Source organism: Actinosynnema sp. NPDC020468 (assembly GCF_040642015.1).
GTDB lineage: Bacteria > Actinomycetota > Actinomycetes > Mycobacteriales > Pseudonocardiaceae > Actinosynnema.
The window spans coordinates 48771-71555 of record NZ_JBFAEO010000011.1 but is presented as its reverse complement, the minus strand read 5'-3'; the positions used below and the strand labels follow the sequence as shown (position 1 = coordinate 71555).

Annotated in this window: 15 protein-coding genes; 7 read left to right on the top strand and 8 right to left on the bottom strand. The window is 73.9% G+C overall.

Going from position 1 to position 22785, the window contains the following annotated elements:
* Nucleotides 1-31: 31 nt before the first annotated feature.
* Nucleotides 32-1576, bottom strand: coding sequence for a serine/threonine-protein kinase (locus tag AB0G50_RS10885; RefSeq protein WP_360105167.1), 1545 nt, complete (start codon nt 1574-1576; stop codon nt 32-34).
* Nucleotides 1577-1783: 207 nt separating this feature from the next.
* Here AB0G50_RS10885 and AB0G50_RS10880 point away from each other — a divergent pair, with 207 nt between their 5' ends.
* From AB0G50_RS10880 to AB0G50_RS10865, 4 genes are all read left to right on the top strand, one after another.
* Nucleotides 1784-2776, top strand: a complete 993-nt coding sequence (locus AB0G50_RS10880; RefSeq protein WP_360105332.1) for an exonuclease domain-containing protein — start codon at nt 1784-1786, stop codon at nt 2774-2776.
* Between the two features lie 65 nt (nt 2777-2841).
* Nucleotides 2842-6483 carry a CHAT domain-containing protein gene (locus AB0G50_RS10875; protein ID WP_360105164.1) on the top strand — a complete coding sequence of 1214 codons (3642 nt, stop codon included), beginning with the start codon at nt 2842-2844 and terminating at the stop codon, nt 6481-6483.
* Between the two features lie 468 nt (nt 6484-6951).
* Nucleotides 6952-7752: a hypothetical protein gene (locus AB0G50_RS10870; RefSeq protein WP_360105161.1), complete on the top strand. Its 801-nt coding sequence runs from the start codon at nt 6952-6954 to the stop codon at nt 7750-7752.
* Nucleotides 7749-9437, top strand: coding sequence for a hypothetical protein (locus tag AB0G50_RS10865; RefSeq protein ID WP_360105158.1), 1689 nt, complete (start codon nt 7749-7751; stop codon nt 9435-9437). Before AB0G50_RS10870 ends, AB0G50_RS10865 begins: the two co-directional genes overlap by 4 nt.
* Before the next feature lie 36 nt (nt 9438-9473).
* Here the strand turns inward: AB0G50_RS10865 and AB0G50_RS10860 are convergent, their stop codons facing one another.
* The gene (locus AB0G50_RS10860; protein ID WP_360105156.1) at nt 9474-11543 is read right to left on the bottom strand and encodes a hypothetical protein; all 2070 of its coding nucleotides are present in this window, start codon (nt 11541-11543) and stop codon (nt 9474-9476) included.
* Between the two features lie 126 nt (nt 11544-11669).
* Here AB0G50_RS10860 and AB0G50_RS10855 point away from each other — a divergent pair, with 126 nt between their 5' ends.
* Complete coding sequence (locus tag AB0G50_RS10855) at nt 11670-12707, top strand: hypothetical protein (protein ID WP_360105154.1); 1038 nt, start codon at nt 11670-11672, stop codon at nt 12705-12707.
* Nucleotides 12704-16543, top strand: coding sequence for a CHAT domain-containing protein (locus AB0G50_RS10850; protein ID WP_360105151.1), 3840 nt, complete (start codon nt 12704-12706; stop codon nt 16541-16543). The genes AB0G50_RS10855 and AB0G50_RS10850 overlap by 4 nt, the downstream gene beginning before the upstream one ends.
* Before the next feature lie 33 nt (nt 16544-16576).
* Here AB0G50_RS10850 and AB0G50_RS10845 read toward each other — a convergent pair whose 3' ends face one another.
* From AB0G50_RS10845 to AB0G50_RS10820, 6 genes are all read right to left on the bottom strand, one after another.
* The gene (locus AB0G50_RS10845; protein ID WP_360105148.1) at nt 16577-18118 is read right to left on the bottom strand and encodes an AAA family ATPase; all 1542 of its coding nucleotides are present in this window, start codon (nt 18116-18118) and stop codon (nt 16577-16579) included.
* A 10-nt stretch (nt 18119-18128) separates the two neighbouring features.
* Nucleotides 18129-18605 (bottom strand): hypothetical protein, encoded by a 477-nt coding sequence (locus AB0G50_RS10840; RefSeq protein WP_360105145.1) that lies wholly within the window; start codon nt 18603-18605, stop codon nt 18129-18131.
* A gap of 29 nt (nt 18606-18634) precedes the next feature.
* The gene (locus tag AB0G50_RS10835) at nt 18635-18790 is read right to left on the bottom strand and encodes a hypothetical protein (protein WP_360105142.1); all 156 of its coding nucleotides are present in this window, start codon (nt 18788-18790) and stop codon (nt 18635-18637) included.
* 2 nt (nt 18791-18792) lie between these two features.
* The gene (locus AB0G50_RS10830) at nt 18793-20526 is read right to left on the bottom strand and encodes a hypothetical protein (RefSeq protein WP_360105139.1); all 1734 of its coding nucleotides are present in this window, start codon (nt 20524-20526) and stop codon (nt 18793-18795) included.
* Complete coding sequence (locus AB0G50_RS10825; RefSeq protein WP_360105136.1) at nt 20523-20984, bottom strand: hypothetical protein; 462 nt, start codon at nt 20982-20984, stop codon at nt 20523-20525. Before AB0G50_RS10825 ends, AB0G50_RS10830 begins: the two co-directional genes overlap by 4 nt.
* Before the next feature lie 102 nt (nt 20985-21086).
* Nucleotides 21087-21791, bottom strand: a complete 705-nt coding sequence (locus AB0G50_RS10820; RefSeq protein ID WP_360105133.1) for a hypothetical protein — start codon at nt 21789-21791, stop codon at nt 21087-21089.
* Between the two features lie 186 nt (nt 21792-21977).
* Between AB0G50_RS10820 and AB0G50_RS10815 the strand changes: the two genes are divergently transcribed.
* Entirely contained in the window at nt 21978-22781 is an 804-nt protein-coding gene (locus AB0G50_RS10815; RefSeq protein WP_360105130.1) for a hypothetical protein, read from the top strand.
* Nucleotides 22782-22785 lie beyond the last annotated feature (4 nt).

Here is a 22785-nt window from a genome sequence, read left to right as displayed (position 1 = left end):
TTTCCAGCCGATCGGTGGAGCGGGTCCGGGGTCACCCGCCCAGCACGGCGTGGACCCACCACTCGTGCAGCGCGTCGAGCTGTGTTGAGTCCACTATGGACAGTCGACCGGCGACCAGGGTGCGGGAATCGGTCCACCACAGCACGCCGGTGCCGTTCTCGGTGAGGCAGGAGAGGAACTGGTCGGGGCGGCCCGGGTCGGCCTCGGGGGTGAAACGGGCGTAGTACTCGTGCGGCGCCCCCGACGTGCAGCCGCCGCGGCCGTCGAGTCGGGGGATCTTGTGGTCGCGCATGACGTCCACGTAGAACTCGTTCAGCGCGTCCAGGGTCGGGAACAGGTGGAACTCGGCGGTCGGGACCGACGGGCGGAGGAAGTCGTAACTGGTGGTGTTCGGGGTGGGACAGGTGACCGAGGCCCGGGCACCCTGCGCGGTGGCCAGGGGGCGGCACTTCTCGTTGCCCGCGTAGGCCGTGCCGGGCAGCGCGCCCAGCAGGGCCTTGTCCGCGGCGGCGGTGGACGGGCCGGCGGACGTGGTGGTGGACGGGGCGGTCGTCGTCGAGGACGGCGAGGCTTCGTCGCGGTCGAACAGGCTCGGGGTGAGGATCGCGACCGCGGTGGCCAGGGCGGCGAACACGAGCACGAGCACGACGGGGACGAGACGACGGGCCGGCCGGGGTGCCGACGGGGGGACGGGACGGGGCGCGGGCGACTGTCCGATGTGGACTCTGGACGCGGTCGGGGGCGCGGGCGCGGGGATCGGTGCGGACAGGGCGGCCCGGGCCGCGGCGGCCAGGGCGCCGGCGGTCGGGTGGCGGTCGTCGGGGTTCTTCGCCATGCCGCGGCGCACCACGTCGTCCAGGGCCCGCGGCACGCCGGGGTTGGCCTGGGAGGGGTGTGGTGGTGGGGTTTCCAGGTGGGCCCACAGCTGGGCGGCGGTGCCGCCGACCTCGAACGGCCGGCGGCCGGTCAACGTCGTGAACAGCACGCAGGCCAGGGCGTACACGTCGGTGCGCGCGTCGACCCGACCCTGCGAGATGCGTTCGGGGGCGAGGTAGTCGAGCGTGCCGACGATCTCGCCGGACGCGGTGAGCGCGGTGGCGGTGGCCGAGGTCTGGCGCGCGATGCCGAAGTCCACCAGGTAGACGAAGTCGGTCGGGGTGACCAGGACGTTGGAGGGCTTGACGTCGCGGTGCACCAACCCGTCCGCGTGCGCGGCGTCGAGCGCGTCCGCCACCTGCGCGACGATCCGCACCGCCCGCGCGGGGTCCAGCGGGCCGCGCGCGAGCAGGTCGCCGAGGTCGTGGCCCTCGACCAACCGCATGTCCAGGAACAACCGGCCGTCGATCTCGCCGAACGAGTGGATCGGGATCACGTGCGGCTCGCGCAACCGCGCCACCACCCGCGACTCCCGGCGGAACCGCGCCCGGTACTCCTGGTCGGCGCCGTGCACCGCGGACAGCAGTTTCAGCGCCACGACGCGGTCGTGCGCCGTGTCGTACGCGCGGTACACCTCACCCATGCCGCCGCGGCCCAGGAGCCCGAGCAGCCGGTACGGCCCGAAAACGTCCTCGGCCAACGCGGTGAGCCTCCCGACGCGAACGCGGTGTGCGACAACCCCGCGAGGCTACTGGCCCCGTTCCGCCGCCGGAGGCGAAACCGACCGAAGGCGACGAGTGCTCGGAAACCCCGTGGCGGCAACGGGTATCGGCCCGGTCCCTGGTATAGCTACCCGCGCACGAACACGATTTCGTCGTCCGACGGGGAGGACCTGCGGTTGAGCACGGTGTACCAGGACCAGGCGCCCGCGCACCTGATGACGGTGGCGCAGTTGCGCTCGTCGGGGTTGCGGCCGGGTGACCCCGGTGTCGCCGGCGGGTGGCTGGAGCGGGAGTTCGAGGGCGATGTGTGGCGCACGGTGCTCTACGACGCGCGGTCCGCCACGCCGCTGCCCGCCGCCGTCCCGCCGAAAGCCCGCACCGACGCCGCCGGGTGGGCCCGGGACGTCCTGCGCGGCGACGCGGTGGTGCTGGACACCGAGCTGACCGACTTCGCCGGCCGGGTCATCGAGATCTCCGTGCTGGCCACCGACGGCACGGTGCTGCTCGACAGCCTGGTCGACCCCGAGGGCGCCCCGATCCGCCCGCAGGCCCAACGGGTGCACGGCATCTCCGCGGCCATGCTGACCGGTGCCCCGACCATGGCGCACCTGTGGCCGCGGTTGGCGGACGTGCTGCGGGACCGGCCGGTGATCGCCTGGAACGCGCCGTTCGACCAGTCCAGACTCCGCGCCGAGCACGAGCGGATCGCCGGTGACGCACCCCAACCCGCCTGGCTGGCCCGCCCGTGGGACTGCGCGATGCGCCGCCACGCCGCGTGGGTGGGCGAACCGAACAGCAGGGGAACCGGCTACCGCCACCACAGGCTGGAGGGCGGCCACCGGGCCAAGGGCGACTGCCAGGCGCTGCTGGAACGCCTGCACGACATGGCGTCCACCCTCACGACGCCCCCACCGGCCGGCGATCTGGACACCGTCAAGGCGGCCTGGCCCCGGGTCCTGGAGGAGGTCCGCCGGCACAACCGCTCCACCGAGGCGATGCTGACGAACGCGCTCCTCCTCTCCGCCGCCGACCACACCCTCCACCTCCGCCACCCCTCCGCCCCACTGCACCGCCGACTGGCCGAACCCCGGTGCACGACCACCCTGGCCAAGGCCCTCACCACCGTCCTGAACCACCCCTGGACCGCCGAGGTGGCACCGCACGAGCCCCCGGCGTGAAGGCGCGCTGAACCACCGTCCGTCAGGTGCTCGGGGAACGCGCCCGACACCGGCGGAGGAGCCCGATGTCCGACCACGCCGAGCTCGACCCGGTCAGCCTCGCCGCGTTGGTCGGCGGCGGGGTGCCGGTGGACCGCCGGACGGCGGGCGAGGTCGGCCACCTGGCGATCACCGAGCGGGAGGACGAGCCGGACGAGGTGCTCCTGCGCGCAGGCTTGGTACTGCTGGTCCACGGCCTCGCCGATCCCGCCTGCCCGGGCATCGACCAGGCCCGTTGGTGCTTCGCGGCCATGATCGCGCAGTCCTCGATCGCGTCCTTGACCGGAGCCGCGTCGGACTGGGATGCCGCGATCCTGTGGGGCGAGGCGATGATCTCCGTGCCGGACCTCCCGCTCGACGTCGGTGAGTCGGTCGTCGTGGAGTTGGCGACGTACCACGCGGAGCGGTCCGACGTGGTGCTCACGACCCTGGTCGGGCGTCCCTCAGAGCAGTTGGCCGAGGTCGACCGCGTGACGGGAGTGGTGCTGGAACTCGGGGAACTCGTCCACGCCGAGGACACCCGTGCCGAAGTCGTGCTCCTGCACGGCAAACTGCTCTCGACCCGGTGGGAGCTCACCGAGGACACCGACGACCTCGACCACGCGGTCCAGGCGCTGGAAGCCGCCCTCTGGACATTGCCCCCGTCACCGGACCTGGTGGACGACCTGGAACAACTGGCGCTGCTGTGCCAGCAGGCCGTCGACGCCGGCCGAGGTGGGCGGGTGGCGGACCTGAAGGTCGCCGCGTTGGCCAGGGCGGTCGACCACACCGAGGAGCACGGGTTCCACGAGTGGTACACGGCGGTACTGCTCGCGCGCGTTGACGAGGAGTCCGATGTCGACGCCCTGTTCGAAGCCGCCGCCTGGGCCCACCGCTGCGCCACCGCGCCGGAGACGGCGGTCGAGGACGTCGCCGAGTACTGGACCGGTCTCGCCCACGCCCACCGGTTGCTGTGGGCGCGGACCGCGGACACCGCCCACGCGGACATCGCGATCCGGAGCGCGACGGAGGCACTGCGGTTCGCCGGCGACGACACGGACCTGCTCGTCGAAATCCACCTCACCCGACTGATGTGCCTCGTGCCCGACGACCACGAGCGCCCCGACCTCGAGGCCGCGTTGGCCGAGCACCCGCTGGGCCGCTGGCTGGACGAGGCGCACGCCTTCGTCCTGGCCACCTCGGACATCCTGACCGCGGACCGCGCACTGCTCGCCTGGCACACGACCCACGCGTGGTTCAGAAGTCTGCTGGAGGCGGACATCACCAGCATCTCCTTGAAGATGTCGGACCACCTGCGGCTCGTGTCGGACATGTTCGACGCCATGCTGGCCACTCCGGGATTCCCTCCCGAGTTCTACACCGCGGTCGACGTCATGTCCGATCTTGTCGCGAACATGGTCCGCGTCTGCTTTGGCGACGGTGACCTCGAACTGAAACCCACCACCACGAAGGCCCTCCAGGGGCCCGGGTTGCCGGACGTGATCCACGTCTTGCACAGCATGCTTCTCAACACGGCGGGTGCCAACACCGGGGTGCTGGCCATGCTCGACCACCCCTTCCACCCCTGGGCCGACGCCGACCCCCAGGGCGCCGCCTTCGCGGCGTGGTCACGCTTGGCACGTGCGCTTCACCTGAACGAAGGCCTGGACACGGTGACCGGCCACGCCCGGGTTCTGCGCGACCTGCTTCAGGTCGACCGACCCGCGGGCGCCGAGGCGATGTTCTCCTTCGCTGACGTCCTGGTCGACGTGGGCGACCAGGCGCACGGACGGAGTGCCGGTCCCCGATCGCGGGAACTCGATCGGACCGACCCTCTCATCCGCCCCTTCGCCCACCTCTCCCGACTCGCTCACGCCGCCGCCGTAGGCGACTTGGCCACCATTCGTGGCCATTGCGCGGACCTGGACGACCTGAACCGTTCACCGCTCGCCAGCAGCTCGATGTACCGGGAGGTGATAGCCAACGCGCGATTCCTGGCCTACCGCGTCCGGGCCGACGCCGAACCCGATGACGGAACTCTCGACGCCGCGATCGACGTGGGCGAGCAATGCCCGGCCCCTCGACGCGGGCCAGGGTTGCTCACCAAACCCGGTGAGGACATGGCCGTGCTGCTGCGCCGGCGCGGACGTCCCGACGACCTGGCGCGGGCGCGGGCGTCAGGGCTGCGGGTGCTGGCCGCGGCGCAATGGCAGGTGCTGCTCCAGTCCCGGGGTGAGCACGCCCTGGCGATCGCCCGGAGTCGGAGCGACGACACCGACCGCATGGTGGCGTGGTGCGTCGAGGACGGGGCGGTGGAGGATCTCGTGCGGGCGCTGGACGCGCGCCGCGCCCTGGTGCTGACCGCGGCCAACACCACGAGGAACGCGGCGGGCGCGCTGGTGGCGGCGGGGCGGACCGAACTGGCCGAGGAGTGGGCCGCCGCCGACAGCGAGCTGGACCTCGGCGCGGCGCGCCGCCGGGTGTTGCGCGAACTCGGCGACGAGTTCGCCACCTCGCCGCCCGAGGTCGCCGAGATCCGGCGCGCGTTGGCGGCGCACGGGTCGGACGCGCTGGTCTACCTGGTCGGTCGCACGGACCGGCACGAGGGGATGGCGGTGGTCGTGCCGGCCGTCGGGGACGTGCGCGTGCGGCCGCTGCCGCTGCTCACCTCGGAACCCGAGTCGCCGGTGGGGCGGTACCTCGCCGCGTACGACGCGTGGCAGGGCGCCGGGACGTCGACCGGGCCGGAGCACGTCGCCTGGTCGGAAAGGCTGGCCGAGGTGTGCGACTGGGCGTGGGACGCCGCCGGCGCGACGCTGCGGGACGCGGTCGACGTGCCGGGAACGCCGCGGCTCGTGCTCGTCCCGGTCGGCGCGCTCGGCGCGGTGCCGTGGCACGCCGCCGTCCGCCGCGACCAGGGCCGTGAGCGGCGGTTGGCGGAGGACGTGCGGTTGACCTCCACGCCGTCCGCCAGGTTGTTCTGCGAGGCGGTGGCGCGCACGGCGGTGACGGCCGGGCGGGCGGTGCTCGTCGGGAACCCCGCGCGCGACCTGCTGCCCGGCGCGACCGAGGTGGAGGCCCTGCGCGCCGCGTTCCACCCGGACGCCGTGGTGATGGGCGCGCGGAACCGGCCGCCGCGGCCGGCCGTGTGGTTCCCGGACGGGCCGGGAACGCCGGCCGAGGTCGTGGCGCGGCTGGAGGTGCCCGTCCCGGTGCTGCACCTGGCGTGCCACGCCGTGGCGGACATGCGGCGCCCGCTCGACTCCGCGGTGCACCTGGCGGGATCCGACGTGCTGTCGGCGGGCGAACTGCTGGGGTTGAGCCCCACCCGCCCGGTCGACCTGGGACTGGTGGTGCTGGCCGCGTGCGCCACCAACGCGGGCGGCGTGGACTACGACGAGACGCTGAGCCTGTCCACCGCGTTCCTCGCGGTCGGCGCGCGGTCGGTCGTGGGCTCGCTGTGGCGGGTACCGGCCGGGGCGCGCACGGTGTGCCTGATGTTCGTGCTCCACCACCACCTGGCCCGCGGCCTCGCGCCGGCGGACGCGGTGCGGGAGACGCAGCTCTGGGCGCTCGACCCGAACCGGGAGCTGCCGGAACCGGCTCCGGACCACCTCCGGCGCGCGGCGCGGGAGGAGGACCTCGCCGATCCGCGGTGCTGGGCGGCGTTCGTCCTCGTCGGCCGGTAGGTCCACAGTGGACACACCGCGGTGCGGGCCGGTGTCCCGACCCGCACCGCGGCTCGTCACCGGTCGCGTCCGCCGAAGAGGTCCGACACGGCCCGGCACAGTCGCACGAGCAGGTAGACCACCGTCAGCAACCTCCGCCGGAGCGAGGGGCGACCGCGGTCACCCCCGCCGCCGGCACCGGGTGCGACGGTCATCGGCCGGCGACCGTCGACTTGCCGGTGTAGCCCTGGCGGTCGTCCTCGTCACCGTGGTCCTTGCCGGTGGCGACGAGGAGGTCGGTCGTGTCGTCGTAGGCGGTCATCGTGTTCCCCTTGTCTGGTCCCGTCCGGAGAGCGGGCCGGTTGTCGTTCGCACTCACCGGGAGGCGTGGCGGGGAGGGCCGCCCGTCGGCTGTTCACCGGGCGACGACGGGACGCAGGGACGCCGCTGTCCGTCACACCTGGACAGGACAGAGGCGAGAGGAGAGCGATGGTCACCGCATGGGACGGGTACGCGCGGGTCGACTACCTGCCGAACCCGGGGCGGCTCCAGGTCACGCTCCACACGGTGGAGACGACCGTCTACCGGCGACTGCGCCCGGGGTTGGCGTGCGCGTTCGTGTCCGACGACATGTCCGGGCCCCCGGCGTTCGTGGAGGTCGACGTCGGGGTGGAACCCGGCTACGACGCGAGCGTCCTGCTGCGCGGCCGCCTGCTGACCGTGGCGCGGGAGCTGATCGGGCCCGGGCAGTCCTCGCGGGCCACCCGGCTGCGGCTGGACGAACTGGCCGAACTCGCGCGCACCTGGGCGCCCTACCGCGCGTTCGTGCTCGCGCCCGAACCGACCGCGGTCCGCCGCACGGGGTCGTGGGCCCGCGGCCTCTGGGCGCTGTTCGACGGGCTGCGCCTCGCCGAGGCGCTGCTCCGGTACCGGCCCGCGGCCGTGCTCGAGCACCGCGGGTCCGAGTCGATCGACGAGGACACCGCGGACTGGCACCCGCTCGTGCTGCCCGAGGAGTTGGCGCGGGCCGCGGGGGTGGCGCCGCGAGCGCGGTGGACGGTGTACCGGGACGAGACCCTCGCGGGTGACGAGGAGATCGGGCTGGTGGTCGAGGTGGTCGGCACGTCGGCCGACCCGCCCGACCTGGTGGTGGGCTTGGACGACGGCACCGGCCGGTGGGTCGACTTCCGGCCCGGATCGGGTGCCACCCGGTTCAGCGCGGACGTGCCGCTCGCCGCGGACGCGCCCGAGCCGTCGCTGCGATTCCGCACCCGAGGGGAGGACCGATGATCGAGACCACCACCACCGGCGCCGGCCCGGCCCGGCCGCCCTACGACGAGGAACTCCTCCGGGACGCGGCGTACGAGGTCGTCGCCGCGCTGCCCGGGTTCCTGGCCGAGGACACCGCCTCCCGCTTCCACGCGCCGGACGACCTCGTGGACGCGATCGTGCGGCGGGGCGCGCAGGTGTGGGACCACCTGGACCGGCGCGACCGGTCCGTGCCGCACGAGCACTACCCGTTGCTCGCCGCGGCCACGCTGGCCGTGCGCACCAGGCCCCTGGACGTGCAGAAGCGACCGGACCACGTGGCCGCGCAGTACGACCGCCTGGTGGCCCTGGGCGACGTGCCGATCGGCATCGCCGTGCAGAGCAGGATGATCCGCGAGGACCTCGGCGGACTCCTGGTCGAGGCGTACCGGTTGCGGTCGCGGGTGCGGTCCGCGCGGCCGGACACCCCGGCGCACTTCGTCGGCATGGTCGTCTGCGCGGTGCTGGGGCTGCCCGGCGACCACGTGGTGGACACCGACGTCGTGCTGCGGGTGCTCGACCGCGCGGACGCCCTCGCCGCCCGCCACCGGTCGGCGCTGCGCCGGGTCGAGGGCGTGGACACGTCGGCGCCGGCACTGGGCAACGTCGACCTCTTCGGCCAGGTGGCCGGGTACCGCGTCGCGATCGCGGAGGCCGTCGGACGCCCGCCCGCCGACCCGGACGCCGCGACCCGGGAACACGCCGGGGCGCTCGCGGGACGGCTGCGCGCCGGCATGACCGGAAGGCCCGGTCGCGAGGCCTGGAACGCCGAGCCCGACGCCCTCATCGCGTTGCGCGGGTTCGTCAAGCACCTGGCCTCGGACGCGCCCGACCGCGGCACGGCGGCCGAGGAGCTCTTCCAGTGGCTGCAACGGGATCTGACCGTCCTCTCGCGCAACCACTGGCGGGAGACGCCGTCCGGGCACGACGGCGACCTGGACCTGGCGACCGGCGCGGTGGACGAGTTGCTCGACCTCGAGTCGCACGCCGAGCACGTCGCGAACTGGCTGCTCGCCGAGCTGTACTCGGTGACCGACCACGACCAGCAGGCCCTGCTCGACGAGTGGCTCACCGGGGCGCGACCGCCGACCGAGCAGGAAGGTCTGCTGTTCCTGATCGACCGCGTGCGGCGCGTCGACCTCCGGTTCGGCCGGCTGCCCGCACGACCCTCGAGGTTCCGCGACCGCCGCCGGCCCGCGTCGAACGTCGTCGCGGACCGCGTGCGCGACGCGCTGAAGCTGGGTCTGCCCGGCCGGGAGATCGCCCAGTGCGTCCTCCCTCCACTGTGGACGGATCGGGGCCTGGCGGCCTACTACGTCCGTCGCACGCTCCAGCTCGAGCTGCCCGCGTCGAGCAGGTTGGTGAAGGCGGTGCTGCTGTCCGCGCTGGTGGTGCGCGCGCCGGCCCAGGAGGTCGAGCGCCGGACGAGTCCCGACCTGCCGGAGCGCTGCCCGTGCGGCGAGGAGGCGGACCGGGTCGTGCCGCCGCACGCGGTGCCCTGCGCCCACCGGCGGTGGCTCGAACCGGGGGTGGTGGAGAACTACACCACCCTGGCGCGCGCCGCCGGGTTGTCCGAAGCCGCCGCGGCTCGCCAGCTGCAACGGCACCAGGGGCGCTGGAGGGAGTGGGTCGACGAGTTCCTCGGACTCGACGGCGCCGAGGTGTGACGAGGGTGGGCGGACCGCTCCCGGTCCGCCCACCCCTCACCGCGTTCCGACGTCCACCGCCAGGGCCGCGACGCGGGCGCGGACCGCCTCGACCTCGGCGTGGCGGTTGAAGTCCGCCTCGCGGTCGCCCGCCGTCGCGGCCACCCACCGGTCCACGACGGACAGCAGGCGGCGCACCCGCGGCACCTCGCGCTCGGCGGGCGCGACACCCGTCTCCACCGCCAGCAGGAGCGCCGGCGCGGCGCGCAACGCGAACATCGACTGGAACGCCGTCACCTCGCCGACCAGGGTGTCCACGGCGTTGTGCTCCATCGCGCGACTGATCCACCGGTGGCCGAGGGCGGCCCACTCGGCCGCCGCGCGCGGATCGCCGTTCGCCCGTTCCCACTCGCCGAGTCGGGAGGTCGCGGCGGTGGCCACGGAGTAGGCGACGCCGAGCGGGCCGAAGTGCTGGAGCCGTCGGTACAGCCGTTTGCGGCTGGGTATCACGAAGTCCCGGAACAACCGCACCGCTTCCCGCTGGTCGGCGCGGTCCGGGAGGCTGCCGAGGAAGCTCGCGTAGTTGTGCAGGTGGAAACCGACGTCCCGATCGGCCTCGGGGTCGAGCGCGCGCAGGTCGACCTCCAGCGCCTCCGCGTAGCCGTCCCACAGCTCCCGGAGGACGGCGATCAGGTCGGCGGGCGCGGGCAGCCCCGCGGCCGGGTCGGTGGCGTTGGTGGTGCGCACGCCGTTCAGCTCGACGCACGCGGCGCCGAGCAGGTCCGCGACGGTGCCCCGGTCGAGGTCGCCTCGGCGCAGCAGGCCCACCGCCGTCCGACCTCCGGCGACCAGTGCCGCCACGTGCGGCACGAGGTCGTTGACGCGGTTGTGCCGCAACACGGCCAGGCGCAGCACCGGCAGGCGCACGTGGAGCACCGCGTGGACCGGGTCACCGGGCGCCAGGCAGTCGTCGGCGAACGAGGTCAGGCGGTCGACCACGTCGAGGAACGCCGCCGGGGCGAAGCCGTCCTTCCCGACACCGGGACGCAGGCTCCGCACCACGCCCAGCGCCGCGAGCACCAGCGCCCGCCGTGCCGCCGTGCCGAGTTCCGCGATCTCCGCCGCGGTCGGGAACACCGGGGGAACCGACCGCCTCGCGGCGACGGCGGCGTGCGGGTGCACGGTGAACCAGTGGTCGACGAGGTCCTCCACGATGCCCGACGAGGGCAGCACCGCCTCGGCGACCGCCCGGCCGGGCACGACCTCGCTCGCCCAGACCCGACCGACGCCCTCGGGGTGGCTCGCGTCGAGCAGCAGCCGGACCAGGTGCTCGACCATCTCGTCGCCCAGGTTGCGCGCCGGGGACCGGACGTCGTCGGGCTCCGGGTCGATCGCCGCGTCCTCGGCGAACGCCGCGGCCTGGGGCAGCCCGAGGACGCGGACGGTGCGGTCGAGCAGGAACAGGTCGCGGGGGTGGGTGACCGGGTCGCGGTGCTGATCGCCGTCGGCGCCGATCTCGCAGCGCGCGGGCTCGCGCGTGCGGACCGACGCGGCGGAGGACAGGCGCGGGCTGTCCAGGAACTCCCGCTGGGTGACCCGCGCCTTGAGCGCCGCCACGAGCAGCACGGGCTGGGACCGGAAGGCCTCCACGATCGTCGTCGCCCACGCCACCACGCGGAGCCGGAGGGGCAGGTCTCCGCCGTCGGCCGCGCGCAGCAGGGGCACCACGGTCTCGACGGCGGCGGTGACCGGGGCGAGCAGGACGTTGCTCGCGGTGAGGAGCAGCGCGGACTTGGTGTGCGGGCCGTACCTGTTCGTGGTGGCGCTGATGATCTCGTTGGGCAGCGCGCCGCCGCGCGGGGCGACGATCGCGCGGTCCCGGACCACCCACCCCTGATCGGCACTCGTCCCGGTGTCGCCCGAGCGGGGGCGCCGCGGGAGCGGGGCACCGCGGGCGATCTCGGAGATCGTGATGAGGTTGAAGTCGCACAACCACGTCAGCGGTGTGAACGGGTTGTGCGGGGAGTCCACACCGAACAGCGGCGCCACGTTGTGCGCCAACCGCGTGGGCACCCGGTCCGCGCGCTTCTCGGTCGCCTCGGGCACGACTGCAGGAAGCAGCGGCATCGTCCAACTCCGTCTCCTCGTGAACCCGCCACCCGACAGGGGCGGTGGGCACGGCGCCAGACCGCCGTTCATCACAATCTTGTCAAGTGGGGTGACGCAGGCCTGCCGACATATAAAACTATGCGTATGACTGCCGCCATGATTCCCGAGCTCCCTCCGGACACGCTCAAGGCGTTATGGGTCGAACTCCACGCTCCCCGCGCCGCCGTGCACCGCCAGCACCGGGTGCGCGCCTGCGACACCGAACTGCACGGACGCGGTCTCCGCCTGGGCGCACGGACGAGCCGCGCGACCGCCGGTGCGCACACCGCCTACCTGTTGATCGGCCAGTGCCCCTGCCGGGACCTGGTGGCGGACGCCGTCGAGGTCGCCTTGGCCTTTCTGACGGACCGCGGCGGCTCCCTGACCAACCCGCCCGGCGCGGTACGCCACCACCTCCGCTTCCGGCTGGTCGACCTGCACCGGCGGGCGCGCGGCGACCTCGGTGCGCAGGTCAAGCCCGAGACGGTCGCCGGGAACCGGTACGGGCGGGCGCTTCCCGACGAGTTCCACCGCGCGCTGTACGTGATGCTCGCGGACGAGGCCGGGGTGCGCGGGCCCATCCGCGGCCAGGAGGGCCTCCTGCGCCGACTGGCCGACCGCGGCGCCGCCCGGTCCGAGGACCAGCGGCGCCGACTCCCCGCCGCGCTCCGGCTGATCGAGCGGACCTGCCGCACCGGACCGCGGGTCAACGTCGGCACGCGCACCCACCCCGAGCTGGTCTCGTGGTGGGAGGCCTACATCGACCGGCCGCTCGGCAGGCGCGCCGACCCCGCCGACCACCCCCTCCTGGGCGTGCCCGACGGGCCCGACCGGGTTCGCGAGATCCGCGACCCGGCCGCCGAACTGGCCTTCGACCTGGTGCTGCGGTCCGCCGCCGATCGGGGTGGCCGCGCCGACGAGTCCGAAGAGGACGCCGTGGTGCGCGCCCTGCGCGACTCGGTGTGCCCGGTCGCCGAGCACGCGGCCGACGCCGCGCTGCGCGACGTGATCACGCGGCTCGGCGAGCAGGAACTGCTGCCCGCGGAACGCGTCCGCGTCCTGCTCGCGGACCCCGACCACCGCCGCGAGATCGTCGCGCGGGTGCGCGCCCTCGCGCCCTCGGACACCCGCGACGAGCGGTGATCGACACCGCCGCGCTCCGCGCCGAGGCGGCTCGGGAGGTCGCGGCGCTCGACCGCGACCCCGAGTCCGTCGACCCCGCCCGCGCCGGGATGCTCGGCGACGACCTCGCGCTGGTGCTGGACCCCGGGACGGACTGCTTCGCGACCGATCTGGACCTGGTGCTCCGACTGGTGGAGCACGCCTCGACCCGGGCACTCGACCACCCCCTGCTCCCGGACTGGGTGCTGTGCCTGGCGATCGGGTGGCGGTGGCGGGCCGACCTGACCGGACTGACCGCGGACTGGGACCTCGCGGTGCGCCGAGGGGAGGACGCCGCCGCCTTCCCGTTCGAGGATCCCGAGGACGTCGACACGGCGTTGCGCGAACTCGCCCTGACACACGCCGGTCGGGTCCTGGCCCGCCAGGCGGGCGGGGCACCGGAGAGCGAGCTGCTGTCCGTTGTCGACACCGGGCTGCGCGCCCTGGCCGCCCTCGCGCCCCGGGCGAACGACCCGGTCACCCGCGCCCACGTCAGGATGTGGGCAGCCCACCTGCACTCCCAGCGCTGGGACCTCGCCGGCGACCCGGCGGACCTCGACGGCGCGGTCGGCGCGGCGCGCGACGCGGTGCCCGCCCTTCCCGAGGACAGCCCGGAGTCGGCGGAGCTGTGGGAGCTGATCGCCCACGTGGGCCGGATCGGTCGCGACATCGGGGTGGTGCCGCTCGACGAGGCCGTCGACGCGGCCGCGCACGCGGCCACGGCCACGGCCACCGCGGATTCGGAACTGACCGCACGCCACCTCCTGCTCACCGACCTGCTCGAAGCACGGCCCGACGCCGCTACCCCCGAGGTCGCGGATCGGATCATCGCGAGCCTGCTCGTCGTCGCCGAACGCGGCGATGCGGACGCGGAGGTCTTCCTCCGGCTGGGATACCAGTTTTTCGACCGCGGCGAACTGCGCGAGGACCCGGAGGACCTGGCCGCGGCCGTCGAGTGGCTGGGCCGCCACCTCGACGCCACCGCGGAGCCCGAATCCTGGCTCGCCCAGGGCACGATCGCCCACGCTCACGAACTCCTGTGGCGTATCACCGGCCGACCGGCGCACGCCGACACCGCGGTCGAGTGGGCCACGAAGGCGTTGGCCGACGACGTGCCGGACATCGGGGTGGTGCACGAACTCCACTACCGCCGGTTGACCACCGTGTTCATGGAAGACGCACGCCCGGACCTGGCCTCGTACGTCGACAACCACCCGGTGTCCGAGTGGTTGGTGGACGCCGCCCGGGTGGCCGCAACCCGATCCGACGACACGTCGGCGGCCGACACCGGCGCGTTGCTGGCTGTGGTCGTCGGCGCGAGTTGGGTGATGCTGATCCCGGCCGCCCCCGAGGTCGTGTGCGGACGCGACAAGGAGACGCTCGATCTGATCTCGAATGTGGTGCGCGGGCTGCGCAGGGTGGAGGAAGCCTTCTCCCCCACCGACGAGTGCACCGTGCTGACGGGTGTGCTCGTGGAACTGCTGAACAACATTGCCCTGACCTTCTCTGGTGAGTCCGTGCTGAACCTCGACCGAGCGTGCGCCGTGCTGGCCGACGACCGCTTCGCACACCTGCACGACGGCATCAGACGCGCGCTCGGCGTCCTCAGCGCATCCATCGGGATGAGGGGTGGGGACCTCGGGGCATTCGACGTGGCGGATTCGCTGATGCGCGCCGACGCACCCGAGCACCACGCGGTTCGCCTGTGGGGCGAGCTGATTCGGTGCCACCACAGCGGAAGCGGCAGAGAGGGCATGCTCCCTCCACTGCGGCAGCTCGCCGAGTTACTGGCAGGCGCCGCCACACCGTTGATCGCCATCATGCGCGACACGCTGGGCCCCCTGATCGCAGTGATCGAGAACCCCGTCAGCCCCTCGGCGGACCCGAACGCGACAGCCGGGCGCCCGATCATCGTCGTGGCGGCGACCTTGGCGGCTCGCGCGAGATCGGCCGCGGCGCGGTACGACCACGTCGAACTCAGGTCCGTGTGCCGGAGGCTGGACGACCTCGCCGGTCCCCTGGTCGCCGGACGTGCCCCGGACGGTGTCGACAGCCTCCGGAACTACGCGTACGGGGAGTTGTCCCGCCTCCTCCCCCACGACGGGCAGGTGCTGAAGGCGGCCCTCGAGGGAGCCGAGGCGAGGTTCGCCGACGCACGGGATCAGCAGGACCCCCTGGCGGACGTCGCGTGCACGGCCCTCGCGGAACTGGTACGCCGACGCGGCGCGTCCGGGGATCTCGACCGCAGCAGACGACTGGGCTTGGAGGCGCTACGGCTCACCGGGTGGCGGGTTCTGACCCAGTCCCGGCCGGATGACGCGCTGAAGGTGGCCGCGAAGGCCGCAGCGGAGTCGGACGTGGCGATGGCCTGGTGCCTGCACGATCACGCGCTCGACGAGCTGGTCCAGGTGCTCGACGCGCGACGCGGGCTCGTCCTGGAGGCGGCGCTGACCAGTCGCGGGGTTTCCGATCGGCTGGTGCGACTCGGGCACGTCGAGCTGGCACGGGAGTGGGAGGCGAACGAGGGGCGCGACGGGTCCCCGATACCGGGGAGCACTCAGCACTGGGGTGCCTTGCGGCGCAAGGCGCTCCGGGCGCTCGGCGCGGAGTCCGGCGCTCGGCTCACGTCGCCGTCCACCGGGCAGATCCGGCACGCGCTGGGGCTGCGCGGCGCGGACGCGCTGGTCTACCTGGTGCCCCGGACGGTGCACAGCATCGGCATGGCCGTGGTGGTGCCCGTCCGCGGCCCGGTCCGCGTGCTGGTGCTGCCGGAGCTGCGACTCGGTCCCGGCACCGCGCCGAGCCGCTACGCCGCGGCCTACAAGGCCTGGTACGAGGCCGCGGACTCCGACGGCCCGGAGCACGCCGCCTGGCGCGCCGAGCTGCGCTCGGTGTGCGACTGGGCGTGGAAGGCGGCGGTGGAGCCGGTGCTCGACGCGGTAAGGCCGCACGACGGCACGCCAGGCCTCGTCCTGGTTCCCTTCGGCGAGTTGGGCATGGTGCCGTGGCACGCGGCGTTCCGGGTGGTCGACGGCGTCGACCGGCACCTGGTGCGGGACGCGACGGTGTCGTACACCCCGTCGGCGCGCCTGTTCTGCGAGGTGGCGGAGCGGGTCCGGGTGACCGGCGGTGTGCCGGTGCTGGTGGGCAACCCCGCTCGGAACCTGCCCGTCGGGTTGGTCGAGGCGCTGGCCGTGGGCGAGGCGTTCTACCCGGACGGGGTGGTCCTGGGCGGCGTCGGGACGCCACCGCGACCCTGGCGGCCCGCGCCGGGCGGAGCGGGCAGTCCGGAGGAGGTGATCGCGGCGCTGCGCGCGCCGTTGCCCGTGCTGCACCTGGCGTGCCACGCGACGGCGGACATGACGGACCCGCTCGCGTCGGGCGTGCAACTGGGCGTCGCCGGTGTCCCGACTCCGCTCACCGCCCGCGAACTGCTGGAGCTGAGCCCGACCCGATCGCTGCCCAGCGGGCTGGTGGTGCTCGCCGGGTGCGAGACCAACCTGACGGGCGGCACCTACGACGAGGCGTTCAGCCTGTCGACGGTGTTCCTGGCGATCGGGGCCCGCGGTGTGGTCGGGTCCTCGTGGCGGGTGCCCGCCGGCCGCACCACCGCCCACCTGATGTACCTGCTGCACCACCACCTGGCGCGAGGGGTCGCCCCGGCGGAGGCGTTGCGGCGGGCGCAGCTGTGGATGCTCGACCCGGACCGCGCGTACCCCGACTCGATGCCCGACCGGCTGCGGGACCTGCCCGCCGCGCCCGGCCACGACCACGTCGACCTCGCGTGCTGGGCCGGGTTCACCCAGCAGGGCCACTGACCGCCGGCCTCCTCGGGCCGGCGGTCGGCGGGATCAGCCCAGCACCACGCGTCGGGTGTTGCCCGCCTTCTCCTGCGCCCTGGTCCGGCCGGACGCGGGAATGGCGCGGTCCCGCAACTGCCTGATCTCCTCGACGCGCTCCGGCGCGGACCTCAGCAGCGGGACGACGTTGTCGAAGGCGCGCAGGTAGAAGTCGAACGGCACGTTCTCGTCGCCGACGCGGATCGCCTCGTACCCGATCTCGGTCACCGCCGCGTGCAGGTCGGAGCCCGCGAAACCCTCGCTGCGGTCGACCAGTTCGGCCACCAGCTCCTCGGGCACCGGCACGCTCAGGTACTTGCGCAGGTAGATCCCGATGATCTGGCGGCGCTCGTCCGGTTCGGGCAGGTCGAGGAAGAACATGTCGTCGAACCGGCCGCTGCGCAGCAGTTCCTGGGGCAGGGTGCGGACGTCGTTGGCCGTGGCTACCACGAAGACCCGCGCCCGGGACTCCTGGAGCCAGTACAGGAACTGCCCGACGAGCCGGGTCGTCACACCCGTGCTGTCCGATCCGGCGCCGGCCAGCCCCTTCTCGATCTCGTCGATCCACAACACGCACGGCGACACCGAGTCCGCGGTGGCCAACGCCTCGCGCAGCCGGTTCTCCGACTGGCCGACGTAGGCGCCGAACACCGAGCCGAGGTCGAGGCGGTACAGCGGCAGCTGCCAGTCCGACGCGATCGCCTTGGCGGACAACGACTTCCCGCAGCCCGGCACGCCGATCAGCAGGACGCCGCGCGGTGCGCGCATGCCGCGGGAGCGCAGGTCGGCGGTCAGCAGCGGCCGCTTGCGGTCGAGCCACTGCCGCAGCCCGTCCAACCCGCCCACGCGGTTCTCGTCGGGGTTGAGCACGACCCGCTCCAGGCCGGCCAGTTCGCTGAAGATCGAGTCCTTGGCCTTGGTGAGCGCCACCAGGTCGGCCTTGGCGATGGACTTCTTGGCCACGAACGTGGACAGGATGTTCAACGCCTCGATCTTGGTGATGCCGGACAGGATCGAGGCCGCCTGGTCGAACTCCGCGGGACCCCACTCGATGGGGATGGCGCCCTCGTAGTGCCGGAGGAAGGTCACCACCTCGTGGCGCATCTCGTCCACGTCGGGCAGGTCGAGCGTGATCGACATGCCCAGGCGCTGCAACGGTTTCCACACCGGCTCGGAGGTGATCACGACGATGCACCCGCCGTGCTCCTCGGCCAGCGTCGCCAGATCCGCGAAGCGGCGGGAGACCTCGTTGTCGTCGCCGATGTTCTGCACGTCGGTGAACACGATCGTGACGTTGGACCGCGACTGGAACATCTCGCCGGCCAGGTCGAGCGCGCCCAGCAGCGACTTGTCGTCGGAGAGCACCTGCCTGGTCCGCACGTCGCGCACGCCCTGGCTCAGCGTGTGCACCTTGACGTCGAACGTCCGGGCCACCGCCAACTCGCCGAGGATCTCCAGGAACCTGCCCCGCTCGACGGTGCGCGCGGTGACGAAGGGGATGCGCGCGAGGAGGTAGGACTCCACGAGCGACCGGGTTTCCGCGCCGTTGGGCATGGTCGTCCTTTCAGAGGATCACCCGGCGGCCGGGCGGAGGGCCGGACCGCGCGGGCGGGGGTGGGGGCGCCGGCGGCGCCGTCAGCGCCGTCGGCATCGAGTTCTCGCGCACCGCGGCCTGGAGCGCGAACGGCGCGTCCCGGGCGCTGTCCTCCAGGGTGCGCTGGGCGGACCGCACGGTGTCCGCCAAGGCCTGCGCCAGCCCCTCCCGCGCGGCCTCGGGCAGCGCGGGGTGCGCGAGGAGCGCCCGCAGCGGGGCGAGGCGGGCCTTGGCGTTGTGCAGCACCGCCGCCACCGACGCGACGTCGCTCACCGCGCGCACGTCCCGGTTCAGCGTGTCGGCCCACCGCCGTTGGCGCAGCGTGAACGCCCGGTTCAGGTGCTCCGCCCACCGCTCGAACGCCTGCGGGCTCACCCGCGGGTCGACCGGCCGCAGGTGCGCGGAGGGCGGGTCCTCGCCCCGCGAGTAGGCGTCGAGCCAGCTCACCCACGCCGCGTAGGGTCCCGGCGGGTGGGTCACGACGCGGTACCGCCGCGCGGGCGGCGTTCGACGAACTCCGCCGGTGGCAACAGGTTCCACTCCGGCAGCCGGATCGCCAGGTCGTTCTCGGCCTCCGGTCGGGGTTGCTCCTCCCGGCGCGCGGGCCGGTCGCCGAAATCGGGTCCGGGCACGGTCACAGTCCCCTTCGCTGGTCGGGTGCGTTCAGGGCGAACGCCGACGAGTCGAGACCCGCCAGGTGGTCCCGCAGTTCGGGCGCCACCGCGAGCGCGGCCTGCCAGTCGCGGTGCAGGTCGACCAGTTCGGCCAGACCTCCGCGCAGCCGGGCCACCGCGATCGCCTTGCGCTCCCGGCCCTGCCGGCGCAGTTCCTCCCGGCGGGCCGGGATCCCGCGGCCCAGCAGGCACGACCAGCCGCCGAGCGCGGCGGCGACCAGGAGGAAGAAAATGGCGGAGCCGGCGTCACCGCCCAGCGCGGTGCCCAGCGCCAGCACCAGCGCGAGCGCGCCGGACACGGCCAACGCCAGGGGTTTGCCGACGAACCGCACCTGGGCGACGGCCCTCTCGGTCTCCGCGTCGATGTGCCGGCCGAGGTCGGCGGCGAGCGCGTCCTCGTCGGCCGTGCCGTCGACGCGGCCCTGCCAGCCCTCCAGCACGAGGTCGACCACCTGCGGCACCGCGGTCGTGTTGCGCACCTCCAACCGCCCGGCGGCCTGGGTGATCCAGTCCTTGCCGGCCGCGATCGCGAACCGCCGCGTGCCCGGCGACGCGCCGGACTCCTCCGGGTGGATGCCGGCGTTGCTGATCATGGTGAGGAAGTCGGTGGTGACGTCGCGCGCGGGATCGGAGTGGCGCAACGCCGCGAGCGCGGCCTGCTCGTCGCCCCGGGCGTCGATCACGGCCTGCTTCTCCGCCTCCGCGCGCCGCAACGGCGCCTCCTCCGCGTCGTGGTTCGTGACCAGTCCGTCGAGGATGGTGTCTACGCGCTCGCGCAGGTCCGCGGACAGCGGCACGGCGCCCGCGAACACCGACCGGAGGAGTTCCAGCGCCGACCCGTGCACGGTCGCGCCCTCGTACAACTCCTTGAGCTGCGGCCAGGTCGGGCTGATCGACGGCAACACCTGGTACCGGGGGTCGATCGGCCTGCGCAGCGAGTCCAGCGCCACCGCCCACCGGTCGACCTGGCGGTCCACCACGGCGGCGTCGTCGGACAGCCGCTCGACCCACCGCGCGGTCTCGGCCAGCACCACCTGCTTGGCCTCCTGGCCGAACACGCCGCAGCTCACCGCGTCGAGCACGACCACGAACTCCCGGTGCAGCCTCGCCGGGTCCTGGCGCACCACGTACTGCCGGATCCACCGGACGGCCGCGGCGTCACGACCGTTGCGCCGCAACACGATCGCGAAGAACAGCGACGTCTTGTCGTGGTCGCGCCGGACGGCCTCGGCGAGCGCCCGGAACGCGAGGTCCGCGTCATCCCTGACCCACGCGGCGAGCCCGACGAGCGCGGGCGCCAGCCAGTAGCGCGGGGTCAGCAGCATCAGCTCCTCGGACAGCCGGCGCATCGCCGCCCGGGACACGATGCCCGCGTCGAGCGCCTGGAGCGTCCCCGTCGCGAGGCGCCGCACCTCGTCGAAATGCCCGAACTCCCTCTCCAGCCGCTGCCGCACCTCGATCAGCTCGGTGTGCGCCACCTGGAGGTTGTGCCGCAGCTCCTCCTGGCGGGCGAAGTGGTCGAACCTGGCCATCAGGGCCTGCAACTCGGCCCGGGTCTGGTCGCCGGTGGCCGCGACGTTGTCGATCACCACCTGCATGGCTTCCTGCCGCTGCGCCACGATGACCTGCACGTCGCGCAACTGCTCGACGGCACGCGCGACCTCGCCGAGCTGCGGGATGTTGACCGTGTTCACGCCTCACTCCCCAGGGCGACGACCGAGCCGTCCAGCCGGACGCACACCAGCCGGTCGGCGTAGACCTCGACCGCGGCGTAGACGGCGGAGACCGCGACCGGCCGCGCGCGTTCGAGGCCGCCGGGCAGGGGCCGACCCAGCTCGTAGTGCTCGAGGATCGAGTGGTCCAGGGCGAGGGTGTGCACCTCGTAGGGCTCGCCCAGGTAGCACCGGCTCACGATGCCGAAGGGCGTCGTGCAGTGCGCGTCGTCGAACTCCCGGCGGACGTCGTCCACGAGGCGGGAGAGGTCGACCGCGCCGACGTGCCCCGAGGTGTCCAAGGCGCGCAACGCGTCCTGGTACTCCCGGGACCGCTTCGTGGTCGACACCCGGTGCCGGGCGTTCGACGCCGTCGTCGCGCGCGGCCCGGACAGCCGGGACGACGTCGCGGAGGTGTTGCCGAGCATCGGGCGGGGCATGGCGCACCAACTCCCTGGGAATCCTGGACATCGGGCTCGAACGCGGGCGATCGGCGTCGTCCCCGGTCGCGCCGCGCGCGGAGCGGCGTGGCCGGGTCGGTGTCACCGACCGAGGACGAGGAGCAGCACGAGGACCGCGCCGGCCGCGGTCCACACCCCCGCCGCGCACCACATCGCGATCCGGGTCGTGGTGGCGGCGAGCGGCGAACCGACCGTCGCGACCGCACCCGTCGTCCTGTCCACGAAGTGACGGACGACCACCCGCCCGGATCGGTCACGCCTGCCGTACACCTCCACCGCGGCGCCCTTCACCGGCATGGCCGGGCGCACCGCGCCGCGGATACCGCAGTCCACCACCGCCCCGCTGACCTGCTTGACCGCCACCTCGAGGACGTCGACCTCCCGACCGCGCACCGCGCCGCTCAGCGGCAGCGCGAGCCGGCGCAGCACCGCGCGGGCGGGCGACACCCGTTCCAGGTCCCACTCCACCGCGGGAGGCCGGGGCGTGACGCGGTGCAGCACCACGCCGAGGACCAGCAACGCGGGCAGCGCGAACGCGGCCACGGCGAAGTCCCGGGCGAGCGCCGACATCCCGTCGACCGGGAGGGTCACCAGCGCCAGCACGCCGGTGACCGCCGCCGCCACCCGCGCCCAGCGCAGAACCCGCCGTCCCACAACGGGTTCCGACCGCGGCAGGCCGACCGACACGACCGTGCCGACGACCGCGCGGCCGGGCACGGCCCGATCGGGCGGCGCCGCCGGTCCGGAACTGCCGCAGGACGGGCAGCCGTCGTCCCTGCCGGACAACGGTTTCCCACAACTCGGGCACAGGGTGACCACGGCGGTCGACCTCCTCGCTCCTGGGCGATCCGATCCGATCCGGACGGTGGCGGCGGGCGCGGCCGTCCGCCACCACTTCGTGACGGACGGCCGGCCGTCCGCCAGTCATCGGGTGGAACAGCCCGCCGTCCACCCCGAACCGAAGGCCTCCACATGAGCCAGCCTCCTGGGCACCACTCGTTCCCCCTGCCGGGCAGTTCGACGCGGCAGTCCGCTCCCGACGCGTCCGCCGAACCGGCCGAGGAGTCACCCGCCGCGCGGCCGAACCGCAAGGTCCCGGTGGCGCTCGTCGCCGCCGGCGCGGCGTTCGCCGCGGTGACCGCCGTGGTCGTGGTCGTCGCGGTCCGCGGCGACCAGCACGCGGCGGCGGCCCTCCCGACCACGAACCTCGTCCTGCCCACCTACCCGGCGCCGTCCACCACCACCCGGAGGACCACGACCACCACCACGACCGCGGTCACCCCCACCACCTCGTCCCCCTCGTCCGCCTCGTCCGCCTCGGGACGGACGACCACCAGGTCGCCCTCCGCCGTGCGCCGGGTGTCCGGGCCGGCCGGCATCTCGGTCGAACTTCCCGCGGACTGGCCGGTCGAGGACGGCACGATCCCGTCGAACGTGCAGGCGGACAACCCGCGCGTGCCGGGAGACCTGGTGCGCTTCGGCGGCAGCCCCGCACCGGCGGAGCCGCTCCTGGACACCGTCGCCGCGAACGAGACGCAGAACCCCAACACCACCCCCGGCTACCAGCGGATCAGGTTGGCCCGCGGGTCCGGCGCGGGCGAGGTCGTGGAGTGGGAGTTCCTGTACCGGCGGGACGGACGGCCGATGCATGGCTTCGCCCGGTACTGGCGGGTCGCGGGCACCGAGTACATCGTCTACGGCACCGGTGGCACGGCCACGTGGACCGACATGCGGGCCGTGGTCGACGCGGTGGTGCGCTCCGCCACGCCGACCTGACCGA